Annotated in this window: 12 protein-coding genes; 9 read left to right on the top strand and 3 right to left on the bottom strand. The window is 67.4% G+C overall.

Going from position 1 to position 12,811, the window contains the following annotated elements:
* Positions 1–61 precede the first annotated feature (61 nt).
* From IP65_RS17620 to IP65_RS17645, 6 genes are all read left to right on the top strand, one after another.
* Entirely contained in the window at positions 62–742 is a 681-nt protein-coding gene (locus IP65_RS17620) for a Tim44/TimA family putative adaptor protein (RefSeq protein ID WP_028657766.1), read from the top strand.
* Positions 743–808: 66 nt separating this feature from the next.
* Entirely contained in the window at positions 809–2,011 is a 1,203-nt protein-coding gene (locus IP65_RS17625) for a murein transglycosylase A (RefSeq protein WP_054132496.1), read from the top strand.
* Positions 2,008–2,598 carry a Smr/MutS family protein gene (locus tag IP65_RS17630; RefSeq protein WP_054132482.1) on the top strand — a complete coding sequence of 197 codons (591 nt, stop codon included), beginning with the start codon at positions 2,008–2,010 and terminating at the stop codon, positions 2,596–2,598. The genes IP65_RS17625 and IP65_RS17630 overlap by 4 nt, the downstream gene beginning before the upstream one ends.
* 385 nt (positions 2,599–2,983) lie before the next feature.
* The gene (locus IP65_RS17635; RefSeq protein WP_054132483.1) at positions 2,984–3,469 is read left to right on the top strand and encodes a thermonuclease family protein; all 486 of its coding nucleotides are present in this window, start codon (positions 2,984–2,986) and stop codon (positions 3,467–3,469) included.
* Between the two features lie 71 nt (positions 3,470–3,540).
* Positions 3,541–5,337: a bifunctional UDP-sugar hydrolase/5'-nucleotidase gene (locus tag IP65_RS17640; protein ID WP_231627770.1), complete on the top strand. Its 1,797-nt coding sequence runs from the start codon at positions 3,541–3,543 to the stop codon at positions 5,335–5,337.
* Between the two features lie 71 nt (positions 5,338–5,408).
* Positions 5,409–5,819: a DUF983 domain-containing protein gene (locus IP65_RS17645; RefSeq protein ID WP_054132484.1), complete on the top strand. Its 411-nt coding sequence runs from the start codon at positions 5,409–5,411 to the stop codon at positions 5,817–5,819.
* Here the strand turns inward: IP65_RS17645 and IP65_RS17650 are convergent.
* Entirely contained in the window at positions 5,816–6,136 is a 321-nt protein-coding gene (locus tag IP65_RS17650; protein ID WP_054132485.1) for a hypothetical protein, read from the bottom strand. The genes IP65_RS17645 and IP65_RS17650 overlap by 4 nt on opposite strands.
* Before the next feature lie 119 nt (positions 6,137–6,255).
* The gene (locus IP65_RS17655; RefSeq protein ID WP_054132486.1) at positions 6,256–6,939 is read right to left on the bottom strand and encodes a glutathione S-transferase family protein; all 684 of its coding nucleotides are present in this window, start codon (positions 6,937–6,939) and stop codon (positions 6,256–6,258) included.
* Positions 6,940–7,047: 108 nt separating this feature from the next.
* On the opposite strand from IP65_RS17655, the gene IP65_RS17660 reads away from it, so the two are divergent.
* The 3 genes from IP65_RS17660 to IP65_RS17670 all read left to right on the top strand — a co-directional run bounded on the left by IP65_RS17660 (position 7,048) and on the right by IP65_RS17670 (position 11,387).
* A complete protein-coding gene (locus tag IP65_RS17660; protein ID WP_054132487.1) occupies positions 7,048–7,827 on the top strand; it encodes a universal stress protein in 780 nt (259 codons plus the stop codon).
* 107 nt (positions 7,828–7,934) lie between these two features.
* The gene (locus IP65_RS17665; RefSeq protein WP_054132488.1) at positions 7,935–8,702 is read left to right on the top strand and encodes a class I SAM-dependent methyltransferase; all 768 of its coding nucleotides are present in this window, start codon (positions 7,935–7,937) and stop codon (positions 8,700–8,702) included.
* 369 nt (positions 8,703–9,071) lie between these two features.
* Positions 9,072–11,387, top strand: a complete 2,316-nt coding sequence (locus IP65_RS17670) for a CDC48 family AAA ATPase (RefSeq protein WP_054132489.1) — start codon at positions 9,072–9,074, stop codon at positions 11,385–11,387.
* A 43-nt stretch (positions 11,388–11,430) separates the two neighbouring features.
* Here IP65_RS17670 and IP65_RS17675 read toward each other — a convergent pair whose 3' ends face one another.
* On the bottom strand, positions 11,431–12,612 hold the full coding sequence (locus IP65_RS17675; RefSeq protein ID WP_231627771.1) for an MFS transporter: 1,182 nt from the start codon (positions 12,610–12,612) through the stop codon (positions 11,431–11,433).
* Positions 12,613–12,811: the final 199 nt, after the last annotated feature.

Raw genomic sequence — 12,811 nt, forward strand, 5'->3', positions numbered from 1 at the left:
CGGCCGCGCTGCGCAAAACGTGGATCGGCATTCCAAGGCTACCTTTGCGGGACATGTGCGTGTGATTGTTGAGATCGTCATTGTGGCCATGATCGCGGCCTTCCTGGGCCTGAGGCTCTATTCGGTTCTGGGCCGTCGCCCCGAACAGAACGAGGAGCCCGTCCGCCGCCGCATCGAACAACCCGATCCGCAAGGCGCTGCCCGCCCGATGGCGCCGCGCCTGCCCGAAGCCATGGCAACGCCGGCCAACCGCCTGGCGCCCCCGGTGCCCGAGACGCGCGATTTCGATGCCGATGCCGAACCGGGCATCCGCGCCATCATCGCGGCCGATCGCCGGTTTGACGTGGGCCTGTTCATGGCTGGCGCCAAGAGCGCCTATGGCATGGTGCTAGAGGCGTTCTGGCGTGGGAATCGCTCGGAACTCAAGGCGCTGTGCGATGGCGATGTCTTTGCCGGCTTTGCCGACGCGCTCGACGCCCGCGAAGCTGCTGGTGAAACGCTCGACGCGCGCCTCATCCGCATCGAGGAAGCCCGCATCGTCGGCGCCGAACTCGCCGGCTCCACGGCGCGAGTCACCGTGCGCTTCATCGCCGATATCGCCACCGTCACGCGCAATGCCCAAGGGCAGGTCGTTGCCGGTTCGCTCAACGATGCGATCGAAAGCCGCGACCTGTGGACGTTCTCGCGCGATCTTACCTCGCGTGATCCCGATTGGCTGCTCGACGAAACCGATGAAGCCTAAGGCATACGTGGGCTGACCGGCTTGGGCACTGATCCCGTGGCCTGCGCCGGTCGCCCCCTCTCCCGAATTTCGCTTGCGCAAAGGGCCGGTCTTGCACTGGCCCTTTCGCTGCTGGCCGCCTGCGTTCCCACTGCGACGCCGCCAGGGCGCCAGCCTGGTCCACCGCGCACGCCCTCGGGCACTGCCGCTGCGCCGCTCGCCACGGCGGTCAGCGCCGGCTTGGCGCGCGGGCCGGCACCGTCCGCGCTGGGCCTTGCCCCGGGCAATGCCGGTGCGGCGCTCAACGCGTTCATCACCTCATGCCCTGGCCTGACCCGGCGCAGCGACAGCAGCGGCCTGACCCAGCCAACCGATTGGGCCCTCGCCTGCGCGGCCGCGCGCACTTGGCCGCGCGACAATGCCGCCGCCTTTTTCGACGGCTACTTCGAAACCGCCCGCGTCGGCGATGGTGGTACTTTCGTCACCGGCTATTACGAGCCCGAGATCGCTGGTGTGCGCACGCACCAGCCCGGCTTCGATGTGCCGGTCTATGGCGTGCCGGCCGATCTCGTGCGCGCCCGGCCGGGCGATGCCCCGCCACTGCCCGATGGGCGCCAGCCACTTGGCCGCTATGACGAAACCGGGCAGTTCGTGCCTTATTTCGATCGCAGCCAGATCGAGGACGGCGCCCTTGCCGGCAAGGGCCTGGAAATCGCCTGGGCGGCCGATCCGGCAGAGCTGTTCTTCCTGCAGGTGCAAGGGTCTGGCCGGCTGCGCGCGCCCGATGGCAGCGTCATCCGCCTGGGCTATGGCGCCATCAACGGCTGGGACTACACCGGCATCGGCACGGTCATGGCGCAGCAGGGCCTGATTGGCACCGGCCCGGGCCAGTATCCCGGATCGATGCAGGGCATACTGCGCTATATCCACGATCACCCGGTGGAAGGCGACGCGCTGATGCGGCAGAACCGCAGCTACGTGTTCTTCCGCGAAAACACCCAGCCCGGCGCGATCGGAGCGATGGGCGTGCCGGTCAGCCCGCGCACCACCGTGGCGGCCGATCCGGCGTTCGTGCCGCTGGGCGCCCCCGTCTGGCTCCAGGTTGATCGCCCACAGGTCAGCGGGTTGTGGGTGGCGCAGGATACCGGCGGCGCCATCAAGGGCCCCAACCGCTTCGACAGCTTCTGGGGTGCGGGCGCCGATGCCCGCCTAACCGCCGGCGGCATGAGCGCACATGGCCAGGCCCTGGTCCTGCTGCCCAAGGGCACACTGGCCCGGCTCGGCCGATGAGGCGCGGTCCGCGCGGCCTGAGTGCCGATGAACTCGTGTTGTGGCGCAAGGTGGCCGATACCGTCACTCCGCTGCATCCTCCGGCACGCCGTGCGGCGGCGCCAACGCCTGTCGCAGCCCTGCCCGCCGCGAACGAGCCAGCCAGCCCACCGCCGCGCAAGCTCAAGGGCCGCGTGCCACCGCCGCGCCCCGCTCCACCGGCACCGGCGCAGCCCGCGCGTCCGCTCCACGCCAATGGCCAAGGGCTCGACGCCAGTTGGGACCGCAAGCTGGCGCGTGGCACGATTTCGCCCGATGTCTCGATCGATCTCCACGGCCTCAACCTCGACCTGGCGCACGGCCGCCTGCTCGCCAGCCTGGCGCAGGCCCTGGCGATCGGCGCGCGGGTCATCCTGCTGGTGACCGGCAAGCCACGCCCCCATGGCGATCATGACCTGCGCGGTGAACGGCGCGGGGCGATTCGCGCCAAGTTGCTCGATTGGCTGGCGGCCAGCCCCTATGCCGATCGCATCGCCGCGGTGCGCCCGGCCCAGCCCCGTCACGGTGGCGCCGGCGCCGTCTATATCGTGCTGCGCCGCCCGCGCTGATCGCGGCAAGCCTACGCACTCGTCCTAAGCGCGGGTGCGAATTGCCGCCGCGTCTACTGCAAGGGACAACCATAAGGCTCCGCGCGTTCCCCAAGCGCACCCCATTGCCCGTCGCCAACGGACGCGCGGAGTACCTTTTCCCACATCGCCCCCATCGCAGCGCCAGCTGAGCCGCGCAGCGCAACCCGTCCGCACCAATTGTGCGGCTGGCCAAGAGCTCGCAGGGCGCAGCCTCAACATTCTTCCATTTTGGAGCAATTGTGTTAACGCGGCCTGGCGCCCTGTTGCGGCGCACAAATCAAGGCTCCGTAACTTCGCTAAGCACTCGTACTTTAAGTAGTATTTGCGCTTCGTTACGGCACAACAAACGGGTCATGCTCCCCCCATGAAACGCCCTCCCACACGCCGTGCCACCGCCCTTTCCGCCATTCTGGTCCTGCTCGGCGGCGGTCCACTGGCCCTGGCCTCGCCCACGCCCTTTGCCATGCCGCCCGAAGCGGCGATGCCCCGCGTGGACGAAGAGGCCGGCCATTTTGCCGCCTGCGGCAGCGACCGCCGGGTAACCTGCGTCGTCGATGGCGACACGTTCTGGTATCAGGGCACCAAGATCCGCATTGCCGATATCAACGCCCCGGAAATCAGCCACCCCGGCTGCGCTGAAGAAGCGGACCTGGGCGCAAAGGCTACCGAGCGGCTGACGCAACTGCTCAATGCCGGGCATTTCTCCCTGGTTACCCAGGGGCGGCCGGTCGATCGCTACGGCCGCGCGCTGCGCGTGGTGGTGCGCAAGGGGCAAAGCCTGGGTGCCCGGCTCGAGGCAGAGGGCCTGGCCGAACACTGGCAGGGCCGGCGCGGAAATTGGTGCAGGTGAAACCAGGCGCCTTCCCGTTGTAATGGCAAGCGGCTATGGGCGGGCATCTCCCGTTGCTGAAAGCCGCCGCCTTGACCAAGCCGCTTTTCCCTTTGTTTCCGCGCATTACCCTGCGTGGCACGATCCTCTCCTCGTTCCTGGCCCTGGCGGCCTGTGCCGGCCAGCCAACCCGCGTGGTGCAGGCTCCGGCCGCTGCGCCCGCCCCGCACCTGGTCACCGTCGGCATTGCCGCGTTCAACGATTTTCACGGCCAGCTCGAACCGCCGCACCAATCGGTGCTGGTGCCCGATGACCATGGCGGCACCGCCCAGGTTCCCGCCGGCGGCGCGGCGTGGCTGGCCAGCGCGGTCGACAGCGTGCGCAATCGCTATCCCAACCATCTCACGCTGTCGGCTGGTGACATGATCAGCGCCAGCCAGGTGGCCTCCTCGCTTTATCTCGACGAGCCGTCGATCGGGGTGATGAATCGCATCGGGGTGGATTTCAACGCCGTCGGCAACCACGAATTCGACCGCGGCCGTGATGAACTGCTGCGCATGCAGAATGGCGGCTGCACCCAGTTCACCGCGCACAAGCCGTGCCAGCTCGAACGCTTTCCCGGCGCCAGCTTCCGCTATCTCGCCGCCAGTACGGTGGACAAGGATGGGCACACCCTGTTCCCGGCCACCGGCCTCAAGACGTTTGGCAGCGGCGTAGACAAAGTGACCGTGGGCGTGATCGGCCTGACCACGCGCACCACGCCCACGCTGGTCAATCCCGCCGGTATCGCCGGGCTGACGTTCGAAGACGAAGCCGCCACGATCAATGCCCAGGTGCCCCGGCTCAAGGCCGCCGGCGCCGATGCTATCGTCGTGCTGATCCACGAAGGCGGCAAGCAGCAGGGCAGCCCCGATCCGCAGGGCTGCAACGGCATGTCGGGCGCGATCCTCGACATCATCAAGCGGCTGAACCCGGGCGTGGACCTTGTCATTTCGGGCCACACCCATGCCGCCTATATCTGCCAGATGCCGGCGCCCGGCGCCGCGCATCCGCTGCTGCTGACCAGCGCGGGCCTCTATGGCGAAATGGTCACCGACATTGCCCTGCAGATCGATCCTGCCAAGCACACGGTCACGGCGGTCCAGGCGCACAACGTCATTGTCCAGTCCGATCCCTATCAGTCCGCCACGCGGCTGGTGAGCCACGATGATCGCTTCCCGGTCTTTGCCCCGCGCCCCGATGTCGCCGGCTACGTCCAGCGCTATGTCGATGCGGCCAAGGTCTATGCCGCCAAGCCGGTGGGCCACCTGTCCGGCCCGGCCCAGCGCGGCGAGAACGGCGCGGTGACCACCGGGGGCACGCTGGGCAATCTCATCGCGGATTCGCAGCTGGCGGCAACGCGGGGTGCGGGTGCGCAACTCGCCCTGATGAACCCCTTCGGCATCCGCACCAGCCTGGTGCCGGCGGCCGATGGCACGGTGACGTTCGGCGATATCTACCGCGTCCAGCCCTTCGGCAACACGCTCGTCACCGAAACGCTCACCGGTGCGCAGCTCAAGGCGGTACTGGAGCAGGGCCTGGATGAACAAGGGCCAAAGCAGGGCTTGGCCGTATCGGGCAACGTGCGCTTTGCCATCGACCTGGCCCGCCCCGTCGGCGCGCGCGTGGTGGGCCTGACGGTCAACGGAAAGCCGGTCGCGCCTGCCGCCACCTACCGCGTAACGGTCAACAACTTCCTCGCGCTGGGCGGCGATACCTTCACCGACCTGGCCGACAAGCCCGACGCGGTAACCGGCATGACCGATCTTGACGCGCTGCAGGCGTGGATCGCCGCCGTCCCTGTGCGCCAGGTTCCGTCAGAGGATCGCGTCACTCTGGTTGCACACTGATTGCCTACCCACTCACTGGTTGCAGCGCCGTCGCCACAGTCCTAGGCATCAAGCCAAGGGAGACACGGGCAATGGCGCTGCTGGATAATCCGAAATTCCGCTGGATCTTGCGTTGCGGGTGGAAAGGGCTGTGCCCGCGCTGCGGCAAGGCCAGCATGTTCGATGGCTGGCTCAAGCTGGCACAGCGCTGCCCGGCGTGTGATCTCGACCTCGGCTTTGCCCGGGCAGACGATGGGCCGGCGTTCTTCGCCCTGTGCCTCACCGCCTTTCCCCTCACCTTCTTCGCGGTCTGGCTCGAAGTGGCGTTCAGCCCGCCCTGGTGGGTACACCTGCTCACCTCGGTGCCGATCCTGGCGGTTGGCTGCCTTGGCTCGCTGCGCCCGTTCAAGGGCTGGCTGGTCGCCTCGCAATACGTGAACAAGGCCACCGAGGCCGGCACCGAAGGCCTGTGGGCCCGCATGGAAAAGCGCGAAGAGCCCTAAGCGCCTGGGCGCTGCGCCGGCTGGCTCGGCCGGCTGGCGCTGGCCTTGGCATCGGGCAGGCGACACGCCGTGCACCGCCGCCAGCAGACCAGCCCAGGCATCATGTCGCGCGGGGCCTTGCCCGGTTCGGGATAGAGCCCGGCCATGATCTCGGGCGCGATCCCCTCGGGCGCGGCGCGGTTGTGGCACATCAGGCAATTGCGCCGAAACCGCTCACGCGTCAGCCCGGAATGGTCTTCTGCCACCTGTGCTGCAGATGGCGTCCGCGCGGCCGGCTGCGCGCCCGCCACGCCGCCCGCCAGAGCCAGAGCCACCATACCCGCGCCAAGCCACCATCGCCGCCGCATCATCGCCCCCTTCACCCGGCCCCCATGCCGTTCACGTTGGCGATCCTTTCATCACAGGCCTGGGCGATCAAGAACTGCGTGTCGCAGGCTCAGCCCTGGCGATAATCCGCCACGATCATGCCGGCCTGCGCCAGCTCGGCCTCGTGGCTTTCCTCGCGCCAGGTTTCGGCCAGGGCCTGCCGTTCCCAATCCAGCATCGCCGGGTGGGCCAGGATATGGTCCACCCAGACCTGCCCGCGCCCCACGTCCAGGCCATAGGTGCGGATGCGGAACGCCACCGGGGCAAAGAACGCGTCCACCACGCTGAACGCCGCCCCGGCCAGCCACGGGCCGCCGAAACGATCGAGTCCTTCCTCGAACAATGCGCGCACGCGGGCCACGTCGCGCACCAGTTCGGCGCGCATCGGCACCGGGCGCACCCGCACACCCACGTTCATCGTGCAATCGTTGCGCAAGGCGGCAAAGCCGCCGTGCATTTCGCAGACCGCGCTTTGCGCAAAGGCGCGCGCGGCTCCCGCCTCGGGCCAGACACCGCCATGGCGATCGGCAAGATAGAGCGCGATGCCCAGCGAATCCCACACCGTGGCTTCCCCATCGATCAGCACCGGCACCTGCCCGGTAGGGGAAAAGGCGCGAAATTCCTCGTAGTTCACCGGCTTGGCAAACGGCTCGATCCGATCGACAAATGCCACGCCCAGCCCCTTCATCAGCAGCCAGGGCCGCAACGACCAGCTGGAATAGTTTCGGTTGGCGGTGATCAGGGTATAGGTCATGGCCGGCGCCCCTTTTTCGCAGGAAATCCACGCCGGTTGATTCAGGTCATGGCGCTGCGGCTTCCCGGTGCCACACTGCGGGCATTGTTGGAAGAAGGAGGATCCCCCATGCGCTCCATTCTCTGCCCGGTCGATGGCGCCAAGACGCTCGATGACCGCCTCGAAACCGCGCTGGCCCTGGCCCGCGTCACCAACGGCCATGTCTGCGTACAGATCGCCAGCCCCTTTGCCGAAATGGCAGTGTGGGAACCCTTCGGCGGCGCGGCGCTGACAGCCGAAGTGATCGCCCAGGTGCGCGAGGAAGACCGCGCCCTGGCCGAGAAGGTCGATGCGCGCCTGGCCCCGCAAGACGTGCCATTCGACGTGATGGAAACCGCGCAGGCCCCGATCCCCGCCGCCTATGCCAGCGCCCGCTTTGCCGATGTGGTCGTCACCAGCCTGGCCGATCCGCTGGTGGAGGAACTTGTGCTCGGCGTGCGCAGCCCGGTGCTCGCCGTGCCCAAGGGGGCGCCGCTGGTCGATTTCACCGGCCCGGCCATGATCGCCTGGGATGGCGGGATCGAGGCCGCGCACGCCATGCGCGCCGCCTTGCCGCTGCTCACCCGCGCCAGCGCCGTCCATATCGTGGCGGTCGAGGAAAAGCCCGACGCGCTTCCGGCGCTCGATGCAGCAGCCTACCTGTCGCGCCACGGCATTCATGCCGAAACCCATGCAATCCAGGCCGCCGGGCCGATCGCCGCCACGCTGGTCGATACCGCGCGGCGGTTGGGTGCGGGGCTGATTGTCATGGGCCTGTTCGGCCGCAGCCGGCTGCGCGAATTGCTGCTCGGCGGCGTGTCGCGCGCCATGCTCGACAATTCCACCCTGCCGCTGTTGCTGGCGCACTAAGGCAAACATTGTTTGCGGCCGGGCACTTGCCCGTTCGCGCCGCTCTGGCATGATCACACCCAAGGTGGTGGCACAGGGGCTGCCGCCAACCTTGGGAGTTCATGCCGATGCGCCGCCACCGTTTTCTCGCCTCACTCGCCCTGGGCATTGCCCTCGCCGCCACGGGCGCTCACGCGGCTGCCGCGCCGGCAGCGCCTGCTGCCATCACCAAGGCCCTGGCCGATCCGGCGCGCAGCGCCGCCAACCGTGCCCTCGATGAAAGCCGCAAGCCGGCCGAAGTGCTTGCCTTTGCCGGGTTCAAGCCCGGCCAGGTCGTGGCCGATTGGGGCGCCGGCGGCGGGTATTATTCCGAACTGATCGCCGATGTCGTCGGCCCCAAGGGCCGTGTCTATGCCCTGGCCAATCCCGCCTATCTCAAGCCCGGCACGCTCGACGCCGTGGCCAAGGCGCATGCCAACGTGCTGATGCTCGTTACCCCGCCTTCCGCGATGACACTCGCGCCGGGCAGCCTCGACGCGATTTTCGCCCACCTCGAATTTCACGATCTCTATCTGCCGGCGGCGCATGGCAGTGCCACGCCCGCCCGCCCGGTGGCCGCCACGCTGGCCAATTGGTTTGCTGCGCTGCGTCCCGGTGGCACCGTGGTGATCGTCGATCACGTCGGCCCGGCTGGCGCCCCTGCCACCGTTGCCGATACGCTGCACCGCATCGATCCTGCTCAAGTCAAGGCAGACATGCTTGCCGCCGGCTTCGTGCTCGACGCTGAAAGCAGCGTATTGCAGCGCAACGACGATCCGCACACTGCAATCGTTTTCGATCCTGCCTTGCGCGGAAAGACCGATCGCTTTGCCCTGCGCTTTCGTCGACCTGCCTGACATTCTGCAGGCAGTTGCGCAAAACGCAATTTATATTTCATCTTTCGCATTTGCACAAAACAAGGATGCAAGGCATACAAATCCTGCCTTTCAGGCATCCTCTCCCAAACTTCCAAAGGCCTGGCTGGCAACAGCCGGGCCCTTTTTTTGCTCTGTGTCTGTGCCGGCGCCAGCGCCCGGCTTGCTATCCCGCCAAAACCCCAGCACCATCGCGCTCGATCACTCCCGAGAACGAAAGCTGCGGCCTGGCGTTTGAAAACCGTGGCACGCAATCCTAGCTAGGGTGCAAGCGGGGCAGGTCTGCCCCGATCCGCAAACCTCCCGAGGCGCCATGCCACATGCGCAACGCCGAGGGTGAAAAGAGGGCCAATGGCAGAGGCAGCAACTTTGGGCGAAAATCGCATCGCCCGTCTTCAGGTCGCAGGCGCCAGGCAAGAGGAATCCGGCCACGGCATCGCCCGCATCAGCCGTGCCGTGATGGGCACGCTGGGCGTAACCGAAGGCGACGTCATCGAAATCATCGGCAAGCGCAGCACCGCCGCGCGCGTGATGCTGCCCTATCCCGAGGATGAAGGGCTCGAACTGATCCGGCTCGACGGTCTGCAGCGCGCCAACGCCGATGTCGGCTCGGGCGATCATGTCGAAGTGCGGCGGATCGATTCCCGCCCGGCACAGCGCGTGGTGTTTGCCCCGGCGCAGCGTGATCTGCGCCTGCAGGGGCCAGCTGCCGCGCTCAAGCGCAACTTTGCTGGGCGCCCGCTGCTCACCGGCGATCTGGTCGCGACGGCGGGGCAGCAGCAGGTCAACCGGGGCGACATGCCTGCCCAGTTGCGCCAGATGCTCAACGCTCCAGCCTTCGCGCTGACCCAGATCCGCCTCACCGTCGTCTCCACCGTGCCCAAGGGCGTGGTGCACATCGACGAGAGCACCGAGGTGGAACTGCGCGCGGAATACGAAGAGCCGCGCAGCAGCCGCGCCGACGTCAACTATGACGATGTCGGTGGCATGGGCGACACCATCCGCCAGTTGCGCGAGATGGTCGAACTGCCGCTGCGCTATCCCGAACTGTTCACCCGCCTGGGCGTCGATCCGCCCAAGGGCGTTCTGCTGCATGGCCCGCCAGGCACCGGCAAGACCCGCCTGGCCCGCGCTGTCGCGAACGAAAGCGACGCCAGCTTCTTCACCATCAACGGCCCGGAAATCATGGGCTCGGCCTATGGTGAAAGCGAAAAGCGCCTGCGCGAAGTGTTCGAGGAAGCGACCCAGAACGCGCCCTCGATCATATTCATCGACGAGATCGATTCGATCGCGCCCAAGCGCAGCCAGGTTTCCGGCGAAGCGGAAAAGCGCCTCGTCGCGCAGCTGCTCACGCTGATGGACGGGCTGCACAGCCGCTCCAACCTTGTCGTCATCGCCGCCACCAACCGGCCTGACGCGCTGGATGAAGCACTGCGCCGCCCCGGCCGCTTTGACCGCGAGATCGTCGTCGGCGTTCCCGATGAACCTGGCCGCCGCGAGATTCTCGGCATCCACACGCGCGGCATGCCGCTGTCCGAGGATGTCGACCTGCGCGAACTCGCCCGCACTACGCACGGCTTCGTCGGGGCCGACTTGGCCGCACTCGCCCGCGAGGCGGCGATCGAGGCGGTGCGCCGCATCATGCCGCGTCTCGATTTCGAACGGCAGACGATCCCGCCCGAAGTGCTCGACAACCTACGCGTCGTGCGCGACGATTTCCTCGAGGCGCTCAAGCGCGTGCAGCCTTCGGCCATGCGCGAGGTCATGGTTCAGGCCCCCACCATCGGCTGGTCCGATGTCGGTGGGCTCGACGATGCCCAGGCCAAGCTCAAGGAAGGCGTCGAGCTGCCGCTCAAGACGCCCGAGGCGTTCCACCGCCTCGGCATCCGCCCGGCCAAGGGCTTCCTGCTCTACGGCCCGCCTGGGACCGGCAAGACCCTGCTGGCCAAGGCCGTCGCCAAGGAAGCCGAAGCCAACTTTATTGCGATCAAGTCGTCAGACTTGCTCAGCAAGTGGTTTGGCGAAAGCGAGCAGCAGATCGCCCGCCTGTTTGCCCGCGCCCGCCAGGTCGCGCCGTGCGTGATCTTCATCGACGAGATCGACAGCCTCGTTCCGGCGCGCGGCACGGGTGTCGGCGAGCCGCAGGTCACGGCGCGCGTGGTCAACACTATCCTGGCCGAGATGGACGGGCTGGAAGAGCTGCAGTCGGTCGTGCTGATCGGCGCGACCAACCGGCCCAACCTGGTCGATCCTGCGCTGCTGCGGCCGGGCCGGTTCGATGAACTGGTCTATGTCGGCACGCCCAGCCTGGAAGGGCGCGCGCATATCCTCAAGATCCACACCGGCGCCATGCCGCTGGCGGCCGATGTAGATCTGCTCGATGTCGCCCGCCAGACCGCGCGGTTCACCGGTGCCGATCTCGAAGACGTGGTGCGCCGCGCGGGCCTCAACGCCATCCGCCGCGCCGGCGGCAACGTACAGTCGGTCAATGCGGCGGATTTTGCCGATGCACTGGCCGATTCCCGCGCGACAGTGACCGAAGAAATGGAAGCGGAATACGCCCGGATGAAGGGCGAGCTCAAGAAGCGCGCCGTGGAGCCGAGCCCGACCATCGGCTTCCTGGCGCCGGGCATGGTGCAATCCACCCGCGAAACCAAGCACGGCTGAAACGGAAAAAGCCCCTCGCTGACAAGGCAGCGAGGGGCTTTTCTCATGATTCGGGCAGAAACTCGTCAAAGCGCTGCACGCGCTTCAGTTCGGGAAACAGCCGTCCCCAGGCCAAGGCAATGGCCACTGCGCTCACTCCGCCAAACACCACGGAGCCAACCGGCCCCAGGATCGCGCCGACAACGCCGCTTTCCATCTCGCCCAGTTCGTTGGACGCAGTGATGAACAAGGCCGATGTCGCCCCCACGCGGCCGCGCATGCCGTCGGGCGTCACCACCTGCACCAGCGTCTGCCGCACATAGACCGAAATCATGTCGGCGGCACCGGCCAGGGCCAGCATCGCCAGCGACAGCGGCAACCAGCGCGAAATGCCAAACACCGCTGAGGCTATTCCGAACAGCGCCACGGCCGCCAGCATCTTGGGGCCCACGCCATTTTCCACCGGGCACCACGACAGCCACAGCGCCGTCGACACCGCCCCCACCGACGAGGCTGAGCGCAGCAGGCCAAGCCCGCTCGGCCCCACATGCAGGATATCGCGCGCATAGACCGGCAGCATGGCGGTTGCCCCGCCCAGCAGCACGGCAAACAGATCCAGGCTGATCGCACCCAGCAGCATGCGGCTGCGCGCCACATAGCGCAGCCCGTCCAGGATATGCGCCAGGGGTTTGCCGTCAGCCATCGGGCGATTGGCTCCATGTGGCCCGATGGCGATTTGCGCCACCAGCGCCGCGCCAAGCAGGGCCAGCGTCAGGCCATAGGCAAATGCCGGCGCCACGCCATAGGCAAAGCCACCCAAGACCGGGCCCACAATGCCGCCGATCCGGCCAGCGATGGCACTGACGGCAATGGCGCGCGGCAGGATTTCTACCGGCACCAGCGCCGGGGCCAGCGCATTCATCGCCGGAGCATAGAAACCACGGCCGGCGGCAAACCCAGCTGCCACCAGGTAGAACACCGGCAGATCGGCCCGGCCCATGGCCTGCAATGCCACCAGCACGCCCACGGCCAGCATCTGCACCAGCAAGGCCAGGCGCACCACCAGGCGGCGATCGTGGCGGTCGGCCACCAGGCCGGCGAAAGGATTGATCAGCAGCACCGGCAGGAACTGCGACAAGCCGATCAGCCCGATCCGCAGCGAAGCCGCTTTCATGTCCATCGACAGACGCGCCACATCATAAACTGCCCAGCCCAGCACCACGACCAGGTTGCTCTGCGCGAGCATCGCGCAGATGCGCGCGATCCAGAAATGGCGAAGGCGGGAATGGACAGCGGATGCGCGGCAGGCGCCACGCGGGGCTGGATGGACAAGGACACGTTGCGATAATCCAGGTGGCTGCTCGGGCATGGTCGCCCACGCCGGCGCCTAGCACCAACGGCCTGTGTCCGGGATACGATATTGCAGGCGCGACCTATCAGGCTGC

Source organism: Novosphingobium sp. AAP1 (assembly GCF_001295765.1).
Taxonomy (GTDB): Bacteria; Pseudomonadota; Alphaproteobacteria; order Sphingomonadales; family Sphingomonadaceae; genus Novosphingobium; species Novosphingobium capsulatum.

What these genes read in the sequence shown, in the direction of transcription:
- IP65_RS17670 (WP_054132489.1), top strand. Translation starts at nt 9,072, where the DNA reads ATGGCAGAGGCAGCAACTTTGGGCGAAAATCGCATCGCCCGTCTTCAG.
- IP65_RS17665 (WP_054132488.1), top strand. Translation starts at nt 7,935, where the DNA reads ATGCGCCGCCACCGTTTTCTCGCCTCACTCGCCCTGGGCATTGCCCTC.
- IP65_RS17645 (WP_054132484.1), top strand. Translation starts at nt 5,409, where the DNA reads ATGGCGCTGCTGGATAATCCGAAATTCCGCTGGATCTTGCGTTGCGGG.
- IP65_RS17630 (WP_054132482.1), top strand. Translation starts at nt 2,008, where the DNA reads ATGAGGCGCGGTCCGCGCGGCCTGAGTGCCGATGAACTCGTGTTGTGG.
- IP65_RS17675 (WP_231627771.1), bottom strand. Translation starts at nt 12,612, where the DNA reads ATGCTCGCGCAGAGCAACCTGGTCGTGGTGCTGGGCTGGGCAGTTTAT.
- IP65_RS17660 (WP_054132487.1), top strand. Translation starts at nt 7,048, where the DNA reads ATGCGCTCCATTCTCTGCCCGGTCGATGGCGCCAAGACGCTCGATGAC.
- IP65_RS17635 (WP_054132483.1), top strand. Translation starts at nt 2,984, where the DNA reads ATGAAACGCCCTCCCACACGCCGTGCCACCGCCCTTTCCGCCATTCTG.
- IP65_RS17650 (WP_054132485.1), bottom strand. Translation starts at nt 6,136, where the DNA reads ATGGTGGCTCTGGCTCTGGCGGGCGGCGTGGCGGGCGCGCAGCCGGCC.
- IP65_RS17655 (WP_054132486.1), bottom strand. Translation starts at nt 6,939, where the DNA reads ATGACCTATACCCTGATCACCGCCAACCGAAACTATTCCAGCTGGTCG.